Raw genomic sequence first — 21,644 nt, 5'->3', positions numbered from 1 at the left:
GTTGCGGCGGCTGCGAGCAGACCTGCCGCGACCTCCTGGGCGCCACGCCCCGACTGGAGGGCGTGCGATGAACCAGGTTCACGCGTGGCCCTCCAGTCGCCTACCGGCCGCCCCTGCTCCGTCGGCCCGACTGTGGGCCTGTGAGGTCGGTGAGGCTGTGAGCCAGGTGTCACACGAGTCGTCACGAGCCGTGACGGTCGGGCAACGGCGGGGACGGAGCCTGGTGTCATGAGCCCCACGCACCGTCAACGGATCGTCGTCATCGGCCACGGGATGGTCGGTCACCGGTTCGTGCAGGCCGCGATCGAGCGCGGACTCACCGAGACCCACGACGTGGTCGTCCTCGGGGAGGAGCCGCGGCCGGCGTACGACCGGGTGGCGCTGACCTCCTACTTCGCAGCCGACAGTGCCGACGAGCTGATCGACCCGGCCGCGCGCACCGTGCGGCTGGCCGACGGCGAGGTGCTGGCCTACGACCAGCTCGTGCTCGCCACGGGCGCGGCCCCGTTCGTCCCGCCCGTGCCCGGTCGTGACCTCGACGGCTGCTTCGTCTACCGCACCATCGAGGACCTCGACGCGATCCGGGCGGCCTCGGAACAGGCGACCGCCGGTGTCGTGATCGGCGGCGGGCTGCTCGGCCTCGAGGCCGCCAACGCCCTGGTGCAGCTCGGCCTGGAGACCCACGTCGTGGAGATGGCGCCGCGGCTGATGCCGGTCCAGCTCGACGACGCCGGCGGCGCCACGCTGGTGCGCCACATCGAGAAGCTCGGCGTCACCGTGCACACCGGAGTCGCCACCGAGGCGATCACGGGTGAGGTCTCCGTCGACGGCCTGCAGTTCAAGGACGGCGCGAAGGTCGACGCCTTGCGCCCTGCGTGCGCGAGTTGGACCCCGATCGGCACGCCCTGCTCGTGCACGGCCGCGACCACGCGGCCCCACGCCTCCTGCTGGGCGTCGTCCCAGAGCCCGGTGTCCTCGGGGCTGATGCGACCCTCGGGCACCACCGCGGTGGCCTCGGTCAGGAGCAGCCCGAAGCCGCCCGACGCCCGGGCGACGAGGTGCGCCAGGTGCCAGTCGGTCGGCACGCCGTCGCGCGCGAAGCACGAGTACTGGCACATCGGCGCCAGCCAGACACGGTTGCGGGCGGTGACGCCGCGGAGGGTGACGGGTTCGAGAAGAGCACTCACGTCAGCCGTGCAACGTCCTCGACCGTCCGGATCTTCCCCGCCCCGGCCGCCACGCCCGCCTGGCCCGGCCGGCACGGCAGGACGGCTCAGGGTTCGCTGACCTGGCGGTCGAGCAGGTGCCCCTCGACACCAGGGCCGCGACTCCCGCCGCAACCGCCAGACCTCGTCCGGGAACGGTGATTCGCTTCATCTCTGATCCTTTCTCCTCGGGTCCTGGCCCCGAGCTCCTTGGGTGTCGCGGGGCCCTCGGCCCCACGTGAGGAAGGCGACGACGAGCGCCGCCACGACGACCAGCCACACGACCAGCTCGATCGCGCCGTAGCCCACGCTCCCGCCCAGACCCACGAGCCCGAACGGGAGCAGGACCACCACGACGAGCGCGACCGCGAGGACCTGCCGGCGCCCGGTCACGTGCCCGAGAACGCGTAGCGGTACCTGCCGTTGGAGTACGACCGCAGGGAGTTGGCGGGGTACGACGTCTGGATGCAGCCGTACTTGACGACACAGTTCTCGAACCGACCCTGCCGGTAGTGCCGGAAACCGCTCCGGGGCCGGTTGTTGTTCGCTCCTGCGTCGTAGAAGTTCGTCACCTTGCGCACCTGGCCCCGCCAGTACTGGAACCCGTCCACCGACGAGATGCTCCATCCGGTCTTCACGCCGCGGTGGATCCGCTCGGTCGACCGCGTCCAGCACCAGCGCGTCCAGGTGTTGTAGCGGTAGGCCGTCTTGCCGACGACCGTCTTCGCCCGGTTGGAGATCGTGACCTTGCGGCAGCCCGACGCGGTGCTCGTGCCGCCCGTCCCGCCCCGGTTCGAGAGGGTCGACGGCTCGGTGCCCGCGGAGCCGTCGAGCGGCGTCCGCTGCGTCGACAGCGGCCGACCGTCGAGCGTGAACGACTCCTCCAGGAGATAGTCGCCCTCGGGGGTGTCGACGACCCTCAGGTCGTCGACGGACTGCGCCTCGGCCGGCGGGGCGTGGGCTCCGTCCGGACCTTCGGCCGCTGCGGCGGGTCCGACCACCAGGGCCAGGGCGCACGCCGCCGACGAGACCACCACCGTCATCGCCCGTCTCTGCATCACGTCTCCTCCGATCTCGGCACCTGGGAGGTGCCGGTCCCCCACACGATGGAGGGGCTCGCAGGAGTGCGACAGACTTCTTCAGAGTTGAGGTGGATGGCCTTGACAGGGCGCGTGAGCCGACGTAGCGGAAGCCCTCACCCCTCGTGGATCGGGTCCTTCGGCAGCCGCTTGACCTTGCGGATCCGCTTGCGGCGGCTCGGGATCATCGAGCGCATCTCCTCGAGCTTGCCGAAGCACAGCAGCCGGTCGCCGGCCTCGAGCACGTGCGAGCGGCGCGGGTTCGGGATCACCTGGGTGCCGCGCTGCAGCGTGAGGACGGAGATGTCGCGGTCGCGCAGGCCGCTCTCGCCGAGTGGCGTGCCGACCAGGTCCGACGCCGCCTGCACGAGCAGCTCGGCGACGCCGTAGCCGGTGGAGACGGTCAGCCGCTGCCGGACGTCGATCTCGGGGAAGGCGACCTGGTTGTCGATGTGGTCGATGATCGCCCCGGCGACGTCGAGGTTGGTGGCCGCCTCGATGCCCTCCAGGCCGGGCGAGGAGTTGACCTCCATGACGAGGGGCCCCTCGTCGCCCTCCAGCATGTCGACACCGGCGACCCGCAGACCCATGATCTGCGCCGCCCGTACCGCCACCCGCTCGTACTCGGCGTCGAGCGTGACCGGCTCGACGGAGCCGCCGCGGTGCACGTTGGAGCGGAACTCATCGCCCTTCGCCACGCGTCGCATCGCCGCGACCACACGGTCGCCGACGACGAGCGCACGGATGTCGCGACCCTTGCTCTCCGCGACGAAGTGCTGGATGAGCACGTTCTGGCGGGTGCTCTGCAGGGTCTCGATGATCGCCTCGGCGACCTTGATCTCCGGGGCCAGGATCACGCCGATGCCCTGGGTCCCCTCGAGCAGCTTGATGACGACCGGCGCGCCACCGACCCGCTCGATCGCGGGGATCACGTCGGCCCGGTCGCGCACGAACGTCGTGGCCGGCATGCCGATGTCGTGGCGCGAGAGGATCTGGCTCGCGCGCAGCTTGTCGCGCGAGTTCTGGATGCCCCACGACGTGTTCGGCGTGTACACGTCCATCTGCTCCAGCTGCCGCACGACGGCGGTGCCGTAGTAGGTGATGGAGTTGCCGATGCGCGGCAGCGCGGCATCGTAGTGCGACAGCGGCTTGCCGCGGTACTGCAGGTCGGGCTCGTCGCCCGAGAGGTCGATCGCGAAGCGCAGGGTGTTCAGCACCTTGACGGTGTGACCACGGTCGAGCGCCGCGGTGCGCAGGCGCTGCGTACTGTACGACCGAGGCGCACGTGACAGGATCGCGAGCTTCATGGACTCCCCGAGCTGGAAGGACGGACGGTTGACGCAACCCCCTTCCTACACCTCCGCCCCGCAGTCCGCTCCCCCTGGCGGGCCCGACGCCGACCGTCCGGCGCCGACGCTGGTGGGCTGGCGCGAGTGGGTCCGTCTGCCCGACCTGGACGTGCCGTGGATCAAGGCCAAGATCGACACCGGCGCGCGCACGTCGTCGCTGCACGCCTTCGACCTCGACGACGACGGAGGACGTCGGGTCCGGTTCAGCATCCACCCGTGGCAGGGCAGCGACGAGGACCCGACGCAGGTCGAGCTCGACGTGCTCGACCTGCGCGAGGTGCGGTCGTCGTCGGGCCACGTCGAGGAGCGCTACGTCGTGATGATCGACCTGCACCTCGCCGGTCGCGTGGTGCCCGCCGAGGTGACGCTGTCGCGGCGCGACGAGATGGGCTTCCGGATGCTCGTGGGACGTGAGGCGCTCGCGCAGGGGTTCCTCGTCGACTCCAGCGCGTCCTACCTCGGCGGGCGTCCGCCCGTGCGCGTGCGCCGCCGGAACCGGGGACGGTGATGGTGCGCCCGTCGTTCGAGATCGGCCCCATCCGGGTGCGTCCGGGGCAGGTGAAGTCGGTGTCGCTGCCGATCACCCGACTCGTGACCGGTGCCGACGTCGACCTGCCGGTGCGTGTCGTGCACGGACGTGAGGACGGGCCGACCGTGTGGGTCGACGCCGCCATCCACGGCGACGAGGCGGTCGGCGTCGAGGTGGTCCGCCAGGTGCTCGCCGAGCTCGACCCGAAGACGATGCGCGGCACCCTGATCGCCGTGCCGATCGTCAACGTTCTCGGCTTCATGACCGGCGACCGCTACCTGCCCGACCGCCGCGACCTGAACCGCTCGTTCCCCGGGTCCGCGCGCGGGTCGCTCGCGTCGCGCATCGCGCACCTGATGATGACCGAGGTGGTCGCCAAGTGCGAGGTCGGGATCGACCTGCACACCGGGTCCGATCGCCGCACGAACCTGCCGCAGATCCGCGCCGACCTCGAGGACCCGCGCACGCGCGAGCTCGCGGAGGCCTTCGCCGCCCCCGTCATGCTGCACGCGCGCATCCGCGACGGGTCGCTGCGCGCCGCCGCCCGCGAGGCCGGCGCCACGGTGCTCCTCTACGAGGCCGGCGAGGCATGGCGCATGGACGGGTGGGCGATCGAGGCCGGTGTGCGCGGCGTGCGTCGGGTGCTCGCCGCGCTCGGCATGACCGACGCGCTCGAGGAGGACCCGCCCACCCCCAGCCAGCCGTCGTTCAAGAGCAGCTGGGTCCGGGCCCGCGGCACCGGCATGCTGCACCTGGAGGTCGCGCTCGGCGAGCACGTCAGCGAGGGCCAGCGCCTCGGCGGCCTGTTCGACTCCTTCGGCAAGCGCGTCCGCCTCGTCCACGCCGAGCGGTCCGGCGTCGTCATCGGCCGCACCGAGGCCCCCGTGGTCAACAGCGGCGACGCCGTCGTGCACGTCGCCGAGGTCTGACCCGAGGGAGAGATTCCCAGGTCAGGCGAGGGCGGAGAGCTCGACGGAGGGGTCGGCGAGGCGCTCGGGGTCGACCTCGCGGCCCACGAGGGCGCGCAGGTCGTCCTGGACGTCCCAGATGTTGACGTTCATGGCGGCGGACACGACGCCGTCGTGCAACCAGAAGACGATGAACTCGCCCTCGCCGCTGCCGTCGTCGAGCTCGCCGCGCACGACCACGTCGTCGTCGCCGGACCCGTGGCCGACGTACTCCATGCCGAGGTCGTACTGGTCGGTGAAGAAGTACGGCTCCCAGTCGTAGGTGACGTCCTGGCCGAGCAGCACCTGCGCGACGGCCTCGCCCTGGCGCACGGCGTCGTCCCAGTGCTCGACCCGCACGGCGTGGCCGCGACCGAGGTGCAGCGTGGCCGACACGTCGCCGATGGCGTACACGTCGGGGTGGCTGGTGGCGAAGTGCTCGTCGGTGACGATGCCGTCGTCGACGAGCAGTCCCGCCTCCTGCGCGAGCTCGACGTTGGGCGTCGCACCCACCGCCAGCACCACGACGTCGGCCTCAAGCACCTCGCCGCCGCCCAGCTTCACCGTGCGTGCGGTCACCGCGTCGACCCGTTCGCCCGCCCGCAGCGTCACGCCGTGCGACGTGTGCAGCGACGCGAAGTAGCCGCCGATCCGCTCGCCCATGACCTTCTCCAGCGGCACGTCGTCGCGCAGCACCACCGTCGTCTCGAGGTCGTGGTGGCGCGCCGCGGCCGCCACCTCGAGCCCGATCCAGCCGCCACCCACGACGACGACCGACGACGCGTCGGCGAACGCCGTCGACAGCCGCTCCACGTCGGCCGCGTTCCGCAGGAAGAAGGCGTCGGCACCACCCGCGATGGCGTCGGGGACGGCGGGACGCGCGCCGGTCGCGATGACGGCCTTGTCGAACGGCACGACCTGGCCGTCCGCCAGGTGCACGCGGTGACCCTCCACGTCGAGCCGCTCGGCCTCGGTGCCGGTGACGAGACGCACGTCGTGCTCGGCGTACCACTCCTGAGGCTGCACGACGGCGTCGTCGAGCGTGCCCTCGCCGAGCAGCACGTCCTTCGAGAGGGGCGGACGCTCGTACGGCAGGCGGTCCTCGTCGCCGATGATCGTCAGCCCGCCGTCGTGACCGTTCTCGCGCAGCGCCGCTGCAGCCTTCGCGGCCGCGAGACCGCCTCCGATGATGACGATGTCCATGCGTCGAGCCTCGCACGGACCTCGACGTCGGCAAGCCGAACGCACGAGGGACTAGCCCGGTCCGGGAGTCAGCTCGCCGGGGTCGCGCAGGTGTCGCCGCAGCTCCCGGACCGCCCCAGGGAACCGAGCTCTCGGCCTGCGCCGTCGAACACCACGAGCCGTCCCGACACGAGGCCGTACGACGTCGCAGGGGTCAGCCACTGATCGACGCTCCCACATGCTCTGAGCCCGTGTGCCGTCCTGGCCGGCACGGCACGTCCGTCGACCATCGACCAGGACAGACTCCCGAATCCGTTGCACCCGTCGTAGCCGGCGAGGCGACCGTCGACCACGATCTCCACGTGGACGCCCTCGTGCCCGGGCTCGCCCCACCGGCCGGCGAAGTCGGACGCGACGGCTGGCGTGACGCTCGGCGATGGTGATGGAGATGACGACGGCGTCGGGCCGGGCTCGGGAGACGGGCCGCTGCACGCCGCGAGCACCGCCAAGAGGACCATCCCTGCGACGACGACCGCTCGCTCACCCACGGGGCGTCGCGTCCGGGTCGGTGAGCAGCAGACCGAGCTCGTCGCCGTCGGGTCCGGTCGCCCTCAGCGTGCCGTCGTCCCAGCGGAACGACACCGCCCGGCCCAGCCAGGTGTCGACGCCGTCGCAGGCCATGAGGGTCGAGACGCGGGTGCCCGACGTGGTGACGACGTCGCCCTCGAGCGACCAGTGCTCGCCGCCGAACCGGTTGCACCCGTCGTGCCCGGCGAGGTCGCCGTTGTTGCGCAGCTCGACGAACGCCCGGTCGGGGCCGTTCTCGGGGAGCCAGCGGCCGACGACGTCGGACCGTGCGGGGGCGCTCACTCGCCGTACAGCTCGTTCGTGGGGGTCGACCCCGACGGACCGGACGACAGCACCCGACGGCGGCCGCCGGGCAGCCGCTGGGCGAGCGTGCCGAGCGGCTCGACGGCGCCGCTGAGCACCGACACCGCCTGGTTGAGGCTCGGGATCGCGTTGCCGAGCGCCTCCAGGCGCGGGACGATCGCGTCGATCGTCGACCCGAGCGCGACCAGCTGCTCCAGCGTCCCGCCCGGACGCAGCAGGTTCTCGAGGACGCCCTCCTCCTCCAGCAGCTGCTCCAGCAGGCCACCGGGTCGCAGCACGTTCTCGAGCGTCCCGTCCTGCTCCAGGAGCCGGTCGAGCGGACCATCGGGTGCCAGCATGCGCTCGATCGGGCCGTCCGGTGCAGTGAGCCGCTCCAGGGGGCCGTCGGGCGCGAGCAGCCGGTCGAGCGAGCCGCCGGGCGCCAGGAAGCGGTAGAGCGGGCCGTCCTCGGCGAGGGCGCGGTCGAGTGGACCGCCGGCCTCCAGGAGTCGCACGAACGGGCCGTCCTCCGACGCCATCCGGTCGACGAGGCCGTCGCGCTGCAGCGCCTTGCCCACGGGCCGGTCCTCTGCCGTGATGTCGGCGACCAGGTTGCCGAGCGCGACGATGCCGCGGTCGTCGGCGAGCAGGCGACCCAGCTGCTCCAGCAGCCCGTCCTCGCCGATCAGCACGGCGATCCGGCTCCCGTACCCGCCCTCGCGCAGGATCGGGCCGTCCGGCGACGCCAGCTGGCCCAGCGCCAGGGTCGTGCGGGTGGCCGAGATGGTCACGCGCAGCGGCAGGGTGGCGAGGCCGACGAGGTTCATGCCCGCAGCGTAGGACCGTGACAGCGACGATGTCACGCGCTGCGCACCAGACGCACCGCCCCGTCGCGCCTCGGGTCGGCGGCGCCGCCGTAGTACATCGTGAGGTCCGCCGGGTCCTCGACCTTCACCACCTCGTCGGGGCGTCCGGCCCGGTGCACGTGCACGCGCGGGTGGTCGACGGCTCCCTGCAGGGTCAGGCCGCCGTTGACGAAGCCCGCCACGACCTGCGCGACGGCCGTCGAGATGCGGTCGGCCCCGGGCGAGCCGATCGCCAGCGCCGCGCCGTCGCGGTGGTGGGCCACGGTCGGTGCCATGTTCGACAGCAGCCGGGTGCCCGCCGGCAGGCCGTGCAGCCCCCGCGGGTTCAGCTCCTGCTCGCCGAGGCAGTTGTTCAGCCAGATGCCGGTGCCGCGGGCCACCATGCCCGAGCCGTAGCCCGAGGACACGGTGACGGCGCACGCGCCGCCGTCGCCGTCGGTGGCCGACACGTGGGCGGTGGAGCCCGACGAGCGCACCGTGTCGTCGACCGAGGCCAGGTACGCGAGGGCGTCGGCGACGAGGTCGTCACTGTGGTCGAGCACGTCGAGCCGGTGCCCGAGGACGGTGCGCTGCACCTCGACCAGGCGGTCGACGTCGTGGGTCGACCACCGGCCGTCCACCACATCGAAGGGGACGCCGTCGAGCAGGCGCAGCATGGCCGCGACGCACACCCCACCGATGGCCGGCGTCGGGTTGGTGCCGAGCGTCCAGTCGCCGAGCTCGACGCGCAGCGCCGGCCGGACCACCGGCTGGTACGCCTCGAGGTCAGCGCGGGTCAGCAGACCGCCGCGCGCGACGACGTCGTCGCTGATGAGGTGTCCGAGCTCCCCGGCGTGCAGCGCCGTCGCGCCCTCCTCGGCGATCAGCTCGAGCGAGGCCGCCAGGTCGGCGACCACCACGAGCCCGCGCGTCACCGTGCCGTCGACGTCGTGCACGGCCGCCCGGCTCTGCTGGTCCCAGCCGTAGATGTCGTCGTGCACGTAGTCGAGGTAGTAGCGCGACGCCGAGCCCAGCCGGAACCCTCCGCGGGCGACGTCGACCGCCGGGGCCACGACCTCACGCCACGGGACGCTCCCCCAGCGTCGGTGCGTCTCCTCGAACGCCGCCACCGCACCGTGGGTCGCGACCGACCCGGCCCCGATCGTGACGGTGACCCCACCGCCGTACTCGGTCGTCACGTCCCACGTGCCCGAGCCGCGCGCGGCATCCGCTCCCCGGCCCGGCATGTCCATCCAGCCGTCGACGGTGACGGGGCTCGAGCCGTCCGGGGGCTGGACGGTGACGAACCCGCCCGAGCTGAGCGAGACCAGGCCGACCTCGTTGACCATGGTCACCAGGGCGGCGGCGAGTGCCGCGTCGACGGCGTTGCCGCCCGCGCGGGCCACCTCCGCGCCGGCATCGGCGGCGGCCTCGTTGGGTGCGGCGAGCGCGACGTCGGACATCCCCGCAGGCTAGCCGCGCCGACCGACCCCGCGCGATCCGACGGTAGGATGGACCCCGGTGTGCCGGGAAGTCTGGTCGGCGTCCTGTCGTCGACCCCTGGAGAGCGATTCCCTGTGAACACCACCCGTCCCCGCCTGTTCGGCCGCGGCTCCTGGCCCGAAGCCCAGCGCATCGGCGAGCTGGTCCGCGCCGAGACGTTCGGCGGTGCGCTCCTCGTCGTCGCCGCCCTCGTCGCGCTCGTCGCCGCCAACACGACCGACGCCTACGCGCGGCTGCGCGACACCGTCGTGGGACCGTCGGCGCTGCACCTCGACCTGTCCCTCGGCACCTGGGCCGCCGACGGCCTGCTCGCGATCTTCTTCTTCGTCGTCGGCCTGGAGCTCAAGCGCGAGTTCGTGGCCGGCGACCTGCGCGACCCCTCGCGTGCCGCGGTGCCGATCGTCGCGGCGGTCGGCGGCATGGCCGTCCCCGCCGGCCTCTACCTGCTCGTCAACGGCCTGCACCCCGAGGGACGCCTGGTCGGCTGGGCGATCCCGTCGGCCACCGACATCGCCTTCGCCGTCGCCGTGCTGGCGGTGGTCGGGTCGTTCCTGCCGACCGCGCTGCGGCTGTTCCTGCTGACGTTGGCCATCGTCGACGACCTGCTGGCCATCACGATCATCGCGCTCTTCTACACCGCCGAGCTCGACGTGCTCTGGCTGCTGGCCGCCCTCGTGCCGATCGGCCTGTTCGGGCTGCTCGTCCAGCGTCGCGTCCGCTCACCCTGGCTGCTCGTCCCGCTGGCCGTCGTCGCCTGGGTGCTGGTGCACGAGTCGGGCGTCCACGCGACGGTCGCGGGCGTGCTGCTGGGGTTCACCGTGCCGGTGCTGCGCCGCGACGGCGAGACCGGGCCCGGCCTGGCCGAGCACCTCGAGCACGTCGTGCGCCCGGTGTCGTCGCTGTTCGCGGTGCCGGTGTTCGCGTTCTTCTCCGCCGGTGTGGCGGTCGAGGGGGCGTCGGGCTTCGTGCAGGCCCTGCGCGACCCGGTCACCCTGGGCATCGTCGCCGGGCTGGTGGTCGGCAAGCCGCTCGGCGTCCTCGCCGCGACCTGGCTCATGGCGCGGTTCACCCGCGCCGAGCTCGACGACGACCTGACGTGGACCGACCTGCTCGGCGTGGGCCTGCTCGCCGGCATCGGGTTCACCGTCGCGCTGCTGGTCGGCGAGCTGGCGTTCGGGCCGGGCAGCGAGGCCGACGAGCACGTGAAGGTGGGCGTGCTGCTCGGCTCCCTCACGTCGGCGCTGCTGGCGGTGGTGGTGCTGCGTTCACGCAACCGCACCTACCGTCGCCTGCACGAGCGCGAGACCCGCGACGACGACGGCGACGGCGTGCCCGACGTCTACCAGGCCTGAGCCCTCATCCCTCCCCGTCGCGGGACGTGAGGACTACTCCCACTCGATGGTGCCCGGGGGCTTGCTGGTGATGTCGAGGACGACGCGGTTGACGTCCTCGACCTCGTTGGTGATGCGGGTGGAAATGCGCTCGAGCAGCTCGTAGGGCAGGCGGCTCCAGTCGGCGGTCATCGCGTCCTCGCTCGACACCGGCCGCAGCACGATGGGGTGGCCGTAGGTGCGACCGTCGCCCTGGACGCCCACGGAGCGGACGTCGGCGAGCAGCACCACCGGGAACTGCCAGATGTCGCCGTCGAGGCCGGCGGCCGTCGTCTCCTCGCGCACGATCGCGTCGGCGCGACGCAGGATCGCGAGGCGCTCGGCGTCGACCGCGCCGACGATGCGGATGGCGAGACCCGGACCGGGGAAGGGATGGCGGCCGACGATCGCCTCGGGGATGCCGAGCTGGCGGCCCACCTCGCGCACCTCGTCCTTGAACAACGTGCGCAGCGGCTCCACCAGCGAGAACTCCAGGTCCTCGGGGAGCCCGCCGACGTTGTGGTGGCTCTTGATGTTGGCCGCGCCCTCGCCGCCGCCGGACTCGACGACGTCGGGGTAGAGCGTGCCCTGCACGAGGAACTTGACCGGAGGCCCGGGGGTGGCGAGCACCTCCCGCTCCGCCTCCTCGAACACGCGGATGAACTCGCGGCCGATGATCTTGCGCTTGGTCTCGGGGTCGCTCACGCCGTCGAGGTGCCCGAGGAACCGCTCGCGCGCGTCGACGACCTTCAGGTCGACCCCGGTGGCCTCGACATAGTCGCGCTCGACCTGCTCGGCCTCGCCCTCGCGCAGCAGCCCGTGGTCGACGAACACCGCGGTGAGCCGGTCGCCGACCGCGCGCTGCACGAGCGCCGTCGACACCGCGGAGTCGACACCACCGGACAGTGCGGAGATGACACGGGCGTCACCGACCTCGGCGCGGATCTTCTCGACCTGCTCCTCGACGATGTTGACGCTGGTCCACGTCTGGCGGCAGCCCGCGATCTCGACGAGGAAGCGCTCCAGCACCTGCTGGCCGTGCTCGGAGTGCAGCACCTCCGGGTGCCACTGCACGCCCGCGAGCCGGCGTCCGATGTCCTCGAACGCGGCGACGGTCGCACGCGGCGAGCGGGCGTTCACCGTGAAGCCCTGCGGCGCGCCGACGACCTCGTCGCCGTGCGACATCCACGACGTGAGGCTGCCCGGCAGGCCCTGGAGCAGGGTGCCGGGGTCGAGCACCTCGACGGCCGTGCGCCCGTACTCGCGCTGCCCCGTCCGCGCGACGTCGCCGCCGAGGGCGGCAGCCATGGCCATGAAGCCGTAGCAGATGCCGAACACCGGCACGTCGGACTCGACCATCGTCGGGTCGAGCTGCGGCGCACCCGGCTCGTAGACCGACGACGGACCGCCGGACAGGATGATCGCGGCGGGCTCGCGCGCGAGGATCTGCTCCACCGGCATCGTGTGCGGGACGATCTCGGAGTACACCCGGGCCTCGCGGACGCGACGCGCGATCAGCTGGGCGTACTGGGCGCCGTAGTCGACGACGATGACGAGGTCGTGGTCTGGGGTCACCGCGTCATCGTATCGGTCGAGAAATTTCTTCAGACGGCTCGTAACCCCCTCCGAGGAGCGTCGTTGAACAGGATGGATCTCGCTACACTCCCTCCCGCGAGATCCACATCGTGCCCGCTCCTCGTGGCACATGACAGGACCCGGCCCGTGAGCTCCCTCCAGGCCGGGTCCTGTGCGTTCCGGTACGCCGAGCAAGCCGCAGCGGCTCCACCCCTCCCCCGTCCTCGCCGTAGATTGGTGCCGATGTCCGGTCTCGAGGTCGCCCTCTCGCTCACCGCCGCCGCGCTGGGCGTGCTGCTCGTGGTGACCTGGGGCCTGCTCCTGGGCGCGCGGCGCCGGATCGCCCAGCTGAAGCGGTCGCTGCAGGCCGAGCGGCCCCGACCCCGGCTCACCGTGCCGCGACCCGCCGACGCCGTCCGCACGGTCGTGGGCACGGCGATCAGCCTGAAGGACAAGGGTCTCGGCGGCACGCTGCGCAGCTCGATCGACGACCTCGCGCGCTGGGCCGACGTCGAGCGCCCCGACCTCGCGCGCATGGCCACGCCCGACGGCACCGTCGCGATCCTGTTCTCCGACATCGAGGGCTCCACCGCCCTCAACCACGAGCTGGGCGACGGGGGCTGGGTGCGGCTGCTCGCCAAGCACGACGCCGTCGCCACCCGTGCGGTCGGACGCCACGGCGGCCACGTCGTGAAGACGCAGGGCGACGGTTTCATGGTCGCGTTCCCGTCGGCGACCGCCGCTGTCGCAGCCGCGGGCGAGGTGCAGCGCCGGATCACCCGTGCCCGGCCGGGGTCGCGCCTGGCGGGCGTGGCCGTCCGCATCGGCGTGCACCGCGGCTCGGCGGTCCACCGCGACGGCGACCTCTTCGGACGCAACGTCGCCTACGCCGCGCGCGTCGCCGCGCAGGCAGACGGCGGCGAGGTGCTGGTCAGCGACACCGTCCTCGAGGCGCTCGAGGCCGACGGCACGCCCGTGCCCGTGCTGGAGAGCCGCGAGGTCGACCTCAAGGGGATCCCGGGCACCCAGGTCGTGCACGCCCTCGACTGGCAGGTCTGAGCCCGGACGTGCGACGGCCCGGCGCCTCCGGGGAGGGGCCGGGCCGGGCAGCCACGAGCAGGACGGTCAGTCGAGCCGCTCGGTTGCCTTCTTCTGCAGCTTCTCGGCGAAGTTCGGGTCGTGCTCGAGCAGCTCGGCGACGTCGGAGTCGGTGAGGTGCAGCGCCTTGACCGGCGTCTTCGCCACGACGGTCGCGTTGCGCAGCTTGCCGTTGACGAGCGCCATCTCGCCGATGACGTCGCCGGCACCCAGCTCGGCGATGGACTCCTGGTGGCGACGGATCTCCACCGTGCCCTCGAGGATGATGTACGCCTTGTCCGCGGGAGTGTTCTCGATCATCACGGCCCAGCGCTCGGGGATGTTCACGGGACGACCGACACCGGCGAGCTTCTCGATGGTCTTGGCGTCGAAGTCGGTGACGCGGGTCAGCGCGTCGATGGTCTCGCGGTCTGCCTTGCGTGCCATGGCTTCCTCTCGGTCGAACGGCGCGGGGGTGGGAGGGCGCCGCAGCCGGTCCAACGACCTGGAGCGAAGGAGGACACGCCCGCAGCATGCTGACGGTACGCTGCCCGACGTCCCCTCCGCCAGCCCTGGAAGGCAATGACGTGGCCTCTCGTGACGCGCGTACGGCCCGGTCCCGCCGCGCGTTCGGCTCGGTGCTGCTCGGATCGGCCGAGCAGGACACCAGCCGGCTGCGGGTGCGCATCCAGCTGCTGCTCACCCTCTTCCTCGTCAGCACGAACGTCATCGGCGCCGGCATCGTCGTCGCGCTGTCGGTGTTCGTGGTCCCGAGCCCCCGCCCGACGCGCGACATGGGCGTGGCCCTCGCGGTGGCCGTGCCGATCTACGTCGGGCTCGCCGTGCTCGTGGGCGCGACGTGGGGCACGCGCCGCACGGTCCGCGCCCAGCGGTGGGCGCTGGAGGACCGCGAGCCGACGTCGCGCGAGCGACGCCGCGCCCTGCGCGCCGCACGGTCGCTGACCGTCATGCAGGCGGCCCTGTGGGTGCTGGCCACGGTGCTCTTCACGCTCCTGTCGGTCGCCGTGCAGCCCGAACGCGCGCTCTCGACCGGCCTCACCGTCGGTATCGCGTCGATCGTGGTGACGACCATCGCCTACCTGCTCGCCGAGTTCGCGATGCGACCGATCGCCGCGCGCGCCCTCCGCGGCGCCGTCATGAAGCGTCCGCGCGGGCTGGGTGCCGCGACCCGTGTGCTGATGTTCTGGTGGCTCGGCACCGGCGCACCCGTCGTGGGCCTCGTCGTGGTGGGCATCCTCGCGCTCTCCACCGACCAGCTCACCCTCAGCGAGCTGGCCGTCGTCACGCTCATCATCGGCACGGTCGTGCTGTTCTTCGGCTTCTTCGTCATGTGGCTCACCTCCCGTGCCGTCGTCCAGCCGATGACCGGCGTCACCGAGGCGATGCGTCGGGTCGAGCGCGGCGAGTTCGGCACCACGATCGAGGTGTTCGACGGCTCGGAGCTGGGCATGCTGCAGTCGGGGTTCAACCAGATGTCGACGGGCCTGCTGGAGCGGGAGCGGCTGCGCGACGCGTTCGGCCGCCACGTCGGGCGCGACGTCGCCGAGGCGGCGCTGGACGACGTGCGGCTGGGCGGTGAGACGCGCGAGGTGTCGGTGCTGTTCACCGACCTCGTGGGGTCCACGTCGTACGCCGAGGAGCGCGAGCCGGACGAGGTCGTGGCCATGCTGAACGCCTACTTCGGCGTGATCATCGCCGAGGTCGACGCGCACGGGGGTCTGGTCAACAAGTTCATGGGCGACGCGGTGCTCGCCGTCTTCGGCGCGCCGCGCCACCTCGACGACCACGCGGGTCAGGCGCTGGCCGCCGCCCGGCGCATCGGCGAACGGCTGGAGTCGGAGCTGGTCGGGGTGCGGGCGGGCATCGGCGTCGCCACGGGGCGCGCGGTCGCGGGCTACGTCGGCGACGAGACCCGCTACGAGTTCACCGTGATCGGCGACGCCGTCAACGCCGCCTCTCGCCTGACCGAGCTGGCCAAGGACGTCGACGGCGGCGTGCTGGCAGACCTCCAGGCGGTCACCTCCGCCGATGCTGACGAGGCCGCCCACTGGCGTCGCGAGGGCAGCACCGTGCTCCGCGGCCGGTCCGAGGAGACCGAGACCGCCGTCCCGCGGCGGGCCGACGGTCCCCGGCCTGAGTCCTCGCCCATCGACTGATTCCCATCAGGTCATGGGAATCCCTCGCTCCCCTGCGGATGCATCCGCCGGGGAGCGACGAAGAACCGTGGTGAGCTGCTGATTCCCATCACGTGATGGGAATCAGCAGCGCCAGGCGGAGGTCAGCTGACGCCGACGATGGGCAGGCGCAGGGCCGCGGGGGCGTCCTCGGGGACCACGGGGTTCTTCGGGGCGATCGGCTCGAGCGAGCGGAAGCCCTCCCCTACCGCGGGCCGTGGGTCCGCCTCGCCGCGGTTCGGCCAGTAGGCCATCGCGCGCTCGGCCTGGGCCGTGATGGTCAGCGAGGGGTTGACGCCGAGGTTGGCGCTGATCGACGAGCCGTCGATCACGTGCAGCCCCTCGTGCCCGTAGAGACGGTGGTAGGGGTCGATCACGCCGGTCTCCGGCGAGTCGCCGATGCACGCGCCACCCATGAAGTGCGCCGTGAGCGGCACGTTGAAGGGCTCGCCGATCGTGCCGCCCGGGGTGCCGCCCATGTGCTCGGCCATCCGCTGCACGGCCACGTGACCCGGCTCGATGAACGCCGGGTTCGGCGCACCGTGGCCCTGACGCGACGTCAGCACCTTCCTGCCGAGCACGTTGCGCTTCGTGAACGTCGTGATCGAGTTGTCGTGGGTCTGCATGACCAGCGCGATGACCGTGCGCTCCGACCAGTGCCGCAGGTCGTAGAGCTTGAACATGTTGCGCTTCTGCCGCCACATCTCCTTGAGCCACGTCTTCCAGCGCGCCGTCGGCAGGCTTCCGTCGGTGAGGACGGTCTGCATCAGCGACATCGCGTTGGAGCCCCGCCCGTAGCGGCACGGCTCGATGTGCGTGAACTCATCGGGGTGGAACGACGACGTGATGGCCACGCCCTCGGAGTAGTCGACGTCCTTGCCGTCGGCGATCGAGCCGAGCAGGGCCTCGGAGTTCGTGCGCGTCAGCAGACCGAGCCGGTCCGAGACGTTCGGCAGGACACCCTGGTCCTTCATGCGGTGCAGCAGCTTCTGCGTGCCCATCGTGCTGGCCGAGAAGATCACCTGCTCGGCGGTCATCACGCGGTGCTTGCGGAAGCGCTTGTTGGTGCGGCGCGTCTCGACCGCGTAGCCGCCGTCCGGCAGCGGTGTCACCGACACCGCCGTCGTCATCGGGTGGATCTCGGCGCCGTTCTGCTCGGCGAGGTAGAGGTAGTTCTTGACGAGCGTGTTCTTCGCGTTGTGTCGACAGCCCGTCATGCACTCGCCGCAGTTGGTGCAGGCGTTGCGGTCGGGGCCGGCGCCGCCGAAGTAGGGGTCGGCGATCTTCTGGCCCGGCTCGTCACCGAAGAGGACGCCGACGGGCGTGTGGTGGAACGTGCCCTCGACGCCCATGTCCTGCGCGACCTTCTTGATCACCCGGTCGGCCGGGGTCTCGAACGGGTAGGTCGCGACGCCCAGCATGCGCTTGGCCTGGTCGTAGTACGGCGCCAGCTCGCTCTTCCAGTCGGCGATGTGGCCCCAGGCGGGATCCTTGTAGAACGGGTCGAGCGGCTCGTACAGCGTGTTGGCGTACACGAGCGACCCGCCCCCGACGCCCGCCCCGGAGAGGATGAGCACGTCCTTGAGCTTGTCGATGCGCTGGATGCCGTAGCAGCCCAGCTGGGGCAGCCACAGGAACTTGCGCAGCCGCCACGACGTCTTGGCGAAGTCCTCGTCGCGGAAGCGCTTGCCCGCCTCCAGCACGGCGACCTTGTAGCCCTTCTCGGTCAGCCGCAGCGCGGACACGCTGCCGCCGAATCCGGAGCCGATGACGATGACGTCGTGGTCGAAACCCATGGGAACCTCTCGTGGTGCTGCTGCGGGGTGGGTGGTGCTGTGTGCTGCGGGGTGTGGGGACGCGGGGCGTCCCGGTGCGGTGGCGTCAGGCGCGCGGGGTGCGACGCAGCACCTTCAGCCCGAGGGTGAGGGCCTGGGCGTAGCGGCGCGCGGGGACGAACGCCGGTCCGCCCATCGGCACGGCCCGCTGGACCGCCACGGCCTGCGGCTCGGTGTAGCGCAGGATGCCCTCGGCGCCCTGACGACGGCCGACGCCCGACGTGCGCATGCCGCCCATCGGGGCGTCGATGCTGCCGAACGTGGCGGCGAAGCCCTCGTTGATGTTCACGGTGCCGGCCTTGATGGCCGGGGCGATGCGACGGGCCTCGCGGACCGGTCCGAAGATGCTGGCGTTGAGGCCGTACTCGCCGGCGTTGGCGAGCGCGACGGCCTCGTCGACCGTGCGGTACGGGTAGAGCGAGACGAGCGGGCCGAACGTCTCCTCGGCGAAGCACTCGGCCGCCTCGGTGACCCCCTCGAGCACCGTCGGCTCGAAGAAGTACGGACCGAGGTCGGGTCGGGCCCGACCGCCGGTGAGCACGGTGGCGCCGTTCGCGACCGCGTCGTCGACGTGCTTGGCGACGGTCTCGACCTGGCTCTGGGAGATCAGCGAGCCCATGTCGGCGTCCCAGTCGAGGGATGCGCCGAGGCTCAGGGCCTGCACCCGACGCACGAAGGCGTCGCGGAAGCCGTCGTACAGCGCCTCGGGCACGTAGACGCGCTCGATCGACACGCAGAGCTGACCGGCCGAGGAGAAGCAGGCGGTGACCGCACCGGCCGCGGCGCGCTCGACGTCGGCGCCGGGCAGCACGATCATCGGGTTCTTGCCGCCGAGCTCGAGCGAGCAGCTGACGAGCCGCTCGGCCGCCTGCTTCGCGACCAGGGAGCCGGTCGCCGTCGAGCCGGTGAAGCAGATGTAGTCGGCGCGCTCGATGATCGCCGAGCCGACGACCGAGCCCGCACCGCTGACGACCTGCCAGACGTCGGTGGGGATCCCGGCCCGACGCAGCAACTCGACGCCGGCGAGCGCGATGAGCGGGCTCTGGCTGTCGGGCTTGTGCACCACCGCGTTGCCGGCCGCGACGGCGGGCAGCCCGTCGGAGATCGCCATAGTCAGCGGGTAGTTCCAGGGGCTGATGATGCCGACGACGCCCTTGGGCACCTGGTTCACCTCGACCCGCGTGAGCCCCGGCAGGGCGCCGTTGCGTCGCGTGGGACTCAGCTGGCTCTTCAGACGACGCGCGTAGAAGCGGGCGGTCAGCGCCAGGTGGGCGACCTCGTCGAAGGCGTGGGCCCGCGCCTTGCCCGACTCGAGCTGGATGAGGTCGAGCAGCTCGTCCTGGTGCGCGAGCACGAGGTCGTGCAGACGCAGCAGCGCGGCGGACCGTGCCTCCAGCGGGGTCTGCGCCCAGCGCTGCTGGGCGGCGCGGGCGGCGTCGAAGGCGGCCTCGACGTCGTCGATCGACGACACGGGGATCTGCGCGACGGGCTCGCCCGTGAGCGGGGTGGTGGTCGTGCGGGTCTCGCCGCTGGTGCTGCGGATCAGCGCCGTCAGGCTCTGGACACGGGAGGCGGGGACCACGTCGACGAGTGACATGCCTTCCAGGATACCGCCGGTATGTCGAATGCGACAGGGCTTGTGTCACATCCGCACGGTCCGCCGGACGGACGTCGCCGCCGCCGGTCAGCCGAACAGCGTCTCGCCCCAGAAGCCGCGCGGCCCGACGCCGGGCGGGCAGGCGAACAAGCCGGAGCTGCGGTGCACGAGGTACTCGTTGAGAGCGTCGTTGGTCGGCCCGGCCAGGTTGCGCTGGATCCGCACGAACTGCTCCGGCGAACGCTGGTAGCTGATGAAGAACAGACCGGCCGCCAGCTGACCGAGACCGTCCGTGCCGTTGACGAAGTTGTAGCCGCGCCGCAGGATCCGGGCGCCGCCGTTGTTGTCGGGGTGCGCCTTGGCGACGTGCGACGTGACGGGGATGAGCGGCTGGCCGTCCGAGCCACGCTTGCCGAGGTCGATCGCCGCGTGCTCGTCGCCGCCGGACAGCGGGCCGCCCGAGCCCTTGGCCCGGCCGATGATCGCCTCCTGCCCGGCGAGCGGCTCGCGGTCCCACGTCTCGATGCGCATGTCGATGCGGCGCGCGACCAGGTAGGAGCCGCCGACCATCCAGTCGGGACCGTCACCCTCCTGGACCCACACCACGTCGTCCACGTCGCGGTCCTCGGACTTCACGTTCGCGGTGCCGTCCTTGAAGCCGAACAGGTTGCGCGCCGTGGCCTGGGACGCCGAGGTCGACGACGTGCGACCGAAGCCGAGCTGGGAGTAGCGCACCGACGCACGCCCGAAGGCGATGCGGACGAGGTTGCGGATCGCGTGCACGGCCACCTGGGGGTCGTTCGCGCACGCCTGGATCGCGACGTCGCCGCCCGTCAGCGACGGCTCGAGACGGTCGCCGGAGAACAGCGGCAGGTCGGCGAGGTCGGTGGGCCGCGCGTCGCCGAGCCCGAACCGGGGGCGACCGTCACGCTCGAACAGGCTCGGCCCGAAGCCGATGGTCAGCGTCAGGCCCGACGCGGGCAGGCCGAGGGCCTCGCCGGTGTCCTCCGGTGGCGCCTCCGGGGCGCCCGCGACCGCACCGTAGACGCCCACCTCGTTGCCCTGCGTGAGCTTGCGCGCCGCCTGCGTCCACTCCTTCAGGAGGCCGACGAGCTCGTCACGGCTCTCGGTCGTCACGTCCAGCACGACGAAGTGCAGCCGGTCCTGCGCCGGAGTGAGGATGCCCGCCTGGTGCCGACCCTCGAACGCGACCGGGACCGCCTCGGGGTCGGGGCGGACGGGTTCGTCGCGCGTCGCGCCGACCGCGTAGCCGCCGGCGACGCTCGCAGCCACGGCGCCGGCACCGGCCGCACCGAGCAGGGCGCGACGCGAGAGGGGCGAGCGCTCGCTCACGCCGAGGCCGCGACCACGGCCGCCACCTTGCTGATCGGCTCGCTGAGCGCTGCCACGGAGTCCGAGAGCCGCTTGACCTGCTCCTTGCTGAGCGTGTCGTAGCCGGCCCACTCACCGGTGTCGGCGTCCTGGTACTGGTCGAGCTCGGTGTCGAGGGCCTTGAACCGCTGGTCGATGAGGGTCACGAGGTCGGGGTCGGCCTTCTCGAGCACCGGACGCAGGGACGCGATCGCGGCCTGCGAGCCCTCGATGTTGGCCTTGAAGTCCCAGAGGTCGGTGTGGCTGAACTCGTCCTCCTCGCCGGTGATCTTGCCCGTGGCGACCTCGTCGAGCAGACCCTTCGAGCCCTGGGCGAGCTGGAGCGCCGTGAGCGGCTTGTCCTTGCTCTCCTGGACCACCTTGGTGACGTTGGCGAGCAGCTGGTCGGCGTAGGGGTCCATGCCGTCGGTGTTGCCCGCGACCCACAGCTGCTTCTCGATGCGGTGCCAGCCCGTGAAGTCGCGTCCCTCGGCCTTGGCGTCGGGCTCGCGGCCGTCGGTGATCGGGTCGAGGTCGCCGAAGATCTCCGCGACCGGCTCGATGCGCTCCCAGTAGGTGCGCGCCCGCGGGAAGAGCGCCTTCGCCTCGTCGACCTTGCCGGCCTTGACCGCGTCGACGAACTCGGTGGTCTTGTCGATGAGCGCACCGGTCTGGCTCTCGACGTAGCGCTGGTAGCTGGCGGCAGCGGCCTTGAGCTCGGCGGAGTCCGACAGCTCCTTGGCGGCCTTGCCGGAGACCGTGAGGTCCTGGCGGATGCCGTCGCCGACCATCCCGGGCTTGCACGCGCCCTGGTAGTCACCCTTCGGCAGGTCGACGACGAGGTCGCGCGACAGGCCCGGACCGATGTTCTCGACCTCGCCCATGATCCGGTCGCCCTCGGCGTACACGTAGAACTCGGTGACCTTGGAGCCCGCGTTGGTCACGGCGAACGTGGTGGGGCCGGCCTTGAGCTGCGTCGCCGAGACCTTGCAGGAGGAGTCGGCGGCCTTCACGGAGACTGTGCCGTCGGCCTCCGACGGCTTCTCGGCACAGGCGGCCAGGAGGACGAGCGACGTGGCGGCGAGGCCGGTGGCGATGACGGTGCGGCGCATGGG

Annotated in this window: 18 protein-coding genes and 2 pseudogenes; 6 read left to right on the top strand and 14 right to left on the bottom strand. The window is 72.0% G+C overall.

Annotation, left to right across the window (positions count from 1 at the left end; genetic code table 11):
* Positions 1-228: 228 nt before the first annotated feature.
* A pseudogene (locus A6Q81_RS10810) lies at positions 229-804 on the top strand (NAD(P)/FAD-dependent oxidoreductase); the annotation flags it as partial.
* Between the two features lie 50 nt (positions 805-854).
* On the opposite strand, the pseudogene A6Q81_RS10805 reads toward A6Q81_RS10810, so the two are convergent.
* The 4 genes and pseudogenes from A6Q81_RS10805 to A6Q81_RS10790 form a co-directional block, all read right to left on the bottom strand.
* Positions 855-1,187: pseudogene (locus A6Q81_RS10805) on the bottom strand (oxidoreductase); the annotation flags it as partial.
* A 186-nt stretch (positions 1,188-1,373) separates the two neighbouring features.
* On the bottom strand, positions 1,374-1,598 hold the full coding sequence (locus A6Q81_RS10800; protein ID WP_286690437.1) for a hypothetical protein: 225 nt from the start codon (positions 1,596-1,598) through the stop codon (positions 1,374-1,376).
* The gene (locus A6Q81_RS10795; RefSeq protein ID WP_286690436.1) at positions 1,595-2,263 is read right to left on the bottom strand and encodes a hypothetical protein; all 669 of its coding nucleotides are present in this window, start codon (positions 2,261-2,263) and stop codon (positions 1,595-1,597) included. The genes A6Q81_RS10800 and A6Q81_RS10795 overlap by 4 nt, the downstream gene beginning before the upstream one ends.
* A 137-nt stretch (positions 2,264-2,400) precedes the next feature.
* Positions 2,401-3,591 (bottom strand): RimK family alpha-L-glutamate ligase, encoded by a 1,191-nt coding sequence (locus A6Q81_RS10790; RefSeq protein ID WP_067854263.1) that lies wholly within the window; start codon positions 3,589-3,591, stop codon positions 2,401-2,403.
* 28 nt (positions 3,592-3,619) lie between these two features.
* On the opposite strand from A6Q81_RS10790, the gene A6Q81_RS10785 reads away from it, so the two are divergent.
* Together A6Q81_RS10785 and A6Q81_RS10780 are read left to right on the top strand one after the other, a co-directional pair.
* Positions 3,620-4,141: an ATP-dependent zinc protease family protein gene (locus tag A6Q81_RS10785; RefSeq protein WP_286690435.1), complete on the top strand. Its 522-nt coding sequence runs from the start codon at positions 3,620-3,622 to the stop codon at positions 4,139-4,141.
* Positions 4,141-5,091 (top strand): succinylglutamate desuccinylase/aspartoacylase family protein, encoded by a 951-nt coding sequence (locus A6Q81_RS10780; RefSeq protein WP_286690434.1) that lies wholly within the window; start codon positions 4,141-4,143, stop codon positions 5,089-5,091. The genes A6Q81_RS10785 and A6Q81_RS10780 overlap by 1 nt, the downstream gene beginning before the upstream one ends.
* A gap of 21 nt (positions 5,092-5,112) precedes the next feature.
* Here A6Q81_RS10780 and A6Q81_RS10775 read toward each other — a convergent pair whose 3' ends face one another.
* The 4 genes from A6Q81_RS10775 to A6Q81_RS10760 all read right to left on the bottom strand — a co-directional run bounded on the left by A6Q81_RS10775 (position 5,113) and on the right by A6Q81_RS10760 (position 9,469).
* The gene (locus A6Q81_RS10775) at positions 5,113-6,312 is read right to left on the bottom strand and encodes an NAD(P)/FAD-dependent oxidoreductase (protein WP_286690433.1); all 1,200 of its coding nucleotides are present in this window, start codon (positions 6,310-6,312) and stop codon (positions 5,113-5,115) included.
* A 519-nt stretch (positions 6,313-6,831) separates the two neighbouring features.
* Positions 6,832-7,161 carry an META domain-containing protein gene (locus A6Q81_RS10770; RefSeq protein WP_286690432.1) on the bottom strand — a complete coding sequence of 110 codons (330 nt, stop codon included), beginning with the start codon at positions 7,159-7,161 and terminating at the stop codon, positions 6,832-6,834.
* Positions 7,158-7,988, bottom strand: a complete 831-nt coding sequence (locus tag A6Q81_RS10765; protein WP_067854248.1) for a hypothetical protein — start codon at positions 7,986-7,988, stop codon at positions 7,158-7,160. Before A6Q81_RS10765 ends, A6Q81_RS10770 begins: the two co-directional genes overlap by 4 nt.
* 32 nt (positions 7,989-8,020) lie before the next feature.
* Positions 8,021-9,469 (bottom strand): gamma-glutamyltransferase, encoded by a 1,449-nt coding sequence (locus A6Q81_RS10760; protein ID WP_286690431.1) that lies wholly within the window; start codon positions 9,467-9,469, stop codon positions 8,021-8,023.
* Between the two features lie 114 nt (positions 9,470-9,583).
* Between A6Q81_RS10760 and nhaA the strand changes: the two genes are divergently transcribed.
* Positions 9,584-10,861 carry a Na+/H+ antiporter NhaA gene (gene nhaA / locus A6Q81_RS10755; RefSeq protein WP_286690430.1) on the top strand — a complete coding sequence of 426 codons (1,278 nt, stop codon included), beginning with the start codon at positions 9,584-9,586 and terminating at the stop codon, positions 10,859-10,861.
* Between the two features lie 33 nt (positions 10,862-10,894).
* Here the strand turns inward: nhaA and guaA are convergent, their stop codons facing one another.
* On the bottom strand, positions 10,895-12,454 hold the full coding sequence (guaA, locus tag A6Q81_RS10750; protein WP_067854238.1) for a glutamine-hydrolyzing GMP synthase: 1,560 nt from the start codon (positions 12,452-12,454) through the stop codon (positions 10,895-10,897).
* A gap of 243 nt (positions 12,455-12,697) precedes the next feature.
* Between guaA and A6Q81_RS10745 the strand changes: the two genes are divergently transcribed.
* The gene (locus A6Q81_RS10745) at positions 12,698-13,513 is read left to right on the top strand and encodes an adenylate/guanylate cyclase domain-containing protein (protein ID WP_286690429.1); all 816 of its coding nucleotides are present in this window, start codon (positions 12,698-12,700) and stop codon (positions 13,511-13,513) included.
* Between the two features lie 66 nt (positions 13,514-13,579).
* Here A6Q81_RS10745 and A6Q81_RS10740 read toward each other — a convergent pair whose 3' ends face one another.
* Positions 13,580-13,978, bottom strand: coding sequence for a cyclic nucleotide-binding domain-containing protein (locus A6Q81_RS10740; RefSeq protein WP_067854232.1), 399 nt, complete (start codon positions 13,976-13,978; stop codon positions 13,580-13,582).
* Between the two features lie 140 nt (positions 13,979-14,118).
* On the opposite strand from A6Q81_RS10740, the gene A6Q81_RS10735 reads away from it, so the two are divergent.
* The gene (locus A6Q81_RS10735; protein WP_067854229.1) at positions 14,119-15,708 is read left to right on the top strand and encodes an adenylate/guanylate cyclase domain-containing protein; all 1,590 of its coding nucleotides are present in this window, start codon (positions 14,119-14,121) and stop codon (positions 15,706-15,708) included.
* A gap of 122 nt (positions 15,709-15,830) precedes the next feature.
* On the opposite strand, the gene A6Q81_RS10730 is transcribed toward A6Q81_RS10735, so the two are convergent.
* From A6Q81_RS10730 to efeO, 4 genes are all read right to left on the bottom strand, one after another.
* A complete protein-coding gene (locus A6Q81_RS10730) occupies positions 15,831-17,522 on the bottom strand; it encodes a GMC oxidoreductase (RefSeq protein WP_286690428.1) in 1,692 nt (563 codons plus the stop codon).
* A gap of 85 nt (positions 17,523-17,607) precedes the next feature.
* Entirely contained in the window at positions 17,608-19,158 is a 1,551-nt protein-coding gene (locus A6Q81_RS10725) for a succinic semialdehyde dehydrogenase (RefSeq protein ID WP_286690427.1), read from the bottom strand.
* Positions 19,159-19,245: 87 nt separating this feature from the next.
* The gene (efeB, locus tag A6Q81_RS10720; RefSeq protein WP_286690426.1) at positions 19,246-20,511 is read right to left on the bottom strand and encodes an iron uptake transporter deferrochelatase/peroxidase subunit; all 1,266 of its coding nucleotides are present in this window, start codon (positions 20,509-20,511) and stop codon (positions 19,246-19,248) included.
* Positions 20,508-21,641, bottom strand: a complete 1,134-nt coding sequence (efeO, locus tag A6Q81_RS10715) for an iron uptake system protein EfeO (protein WP_286690425.1) — start codon at positions 21,639-21,641, stop codon at positions 20,508-20,510. The genes efeB and efeO overlap by 4 nt, the downstream gene beginning before the upstream one ends.
* Positions 21,642-21,644 lie beyond the last annotated feature (3 nt).

Origin of the sequence: Aeromicrobium sp. REDSEA-S38_B2 (genome assembly GCF_001628525.1) — a bacterium.
Classification (GTDB): Bacteria; Actinomycetota; Actinomycetes; order Propionibacteriales; family Nocardioidaceae; genus Aeromicrobium; species Aeromicrobium erythreum.
This window is presented reverse-complemented; position numbering and strand designations above follow the sequence as displayed.

Bases quoted from the DNA above. Each gene is read 5' to 3' on its own strand.
- A6Q81_RS10760 (WP_286690431.1), bottom strand. From the start codon at position 9,469: ATGTCCGACGTCGCGCTCGCCGCACCCAACGAGGCCGCCGCCGATGCC.
- A6Q81_RS10725 (WP_286690427.1), bottom strand. From the start codon at position 19,158: ATGTCACTCGTCGACGTGGTCCCCGCCTCCCGTGTCCAGAGCCTGACG.
- A6Q81_RS10765 (WP_067854248.1), bottom strand. From the start codon at position 7,988: ATGAACCTCGTCGGCCTCGCCACCCTGCCGCTGCGCGTGACCATCTCG.
- A6Q81_RS10775 (WP_286690433.1), bottom strand. From the start codon at position 6,312: ATGGACATCGTCATCATCGGAGGCGGTCTCGCGGCCGCGAAGGCTGCA.
- A6Q81_RS10790 (WP_067854263.1), bottom strand. From the start codon at position 3,591: ATGAAGCTCGCGATCCTGTCACGTGCGCCTCGGTCGTACAGTACGCAG.
- A6Q81_RS10780 (WP_286690434.1), top strand. From the start codon at position 4,141: ATGGTGCGCCCGTCGTTCGAGATCGGCCCCATCCGGGTGCGTCCGGGG.
- A6Q81_RS10745 (WP_286690429.1), top strand. From the start codon at position 12,698: ATGTCCGGTCTCGAGGTCGCCCTCTCGCTCACCGCCGCCGCGCTGGGC.
- A6Q81_RS10730 (WP_286690428.1), bottom strand. From the start codon at position 17,522: ATGGGTTTCGACCACGACGTCATCGTCATCGGCTCCGGATTCGGCGGC.
- efeO (WP_286690425.1), bottom strand. From the start codon at position 21,641: ATGCGCCGCACCGTCATCGCCACCGGCCTCGCCGCCACGTCGCTCGTC.
- A6Q81_RS10740 (WP_067854232.1), bottom strand. From the start codon at position 13,978: ATGGCACGCAAGGCAGACCGCGAGACCATCGACGCGCTGACCCGCGTC.
- A6Q81_RS10795 (WP_286690436.1), bottom strand. From the start codon at position 2,263: ATGCAGAGACGGGCGATGACGGTGGTGGTCTCGTCGGCGGCGTGCGCC.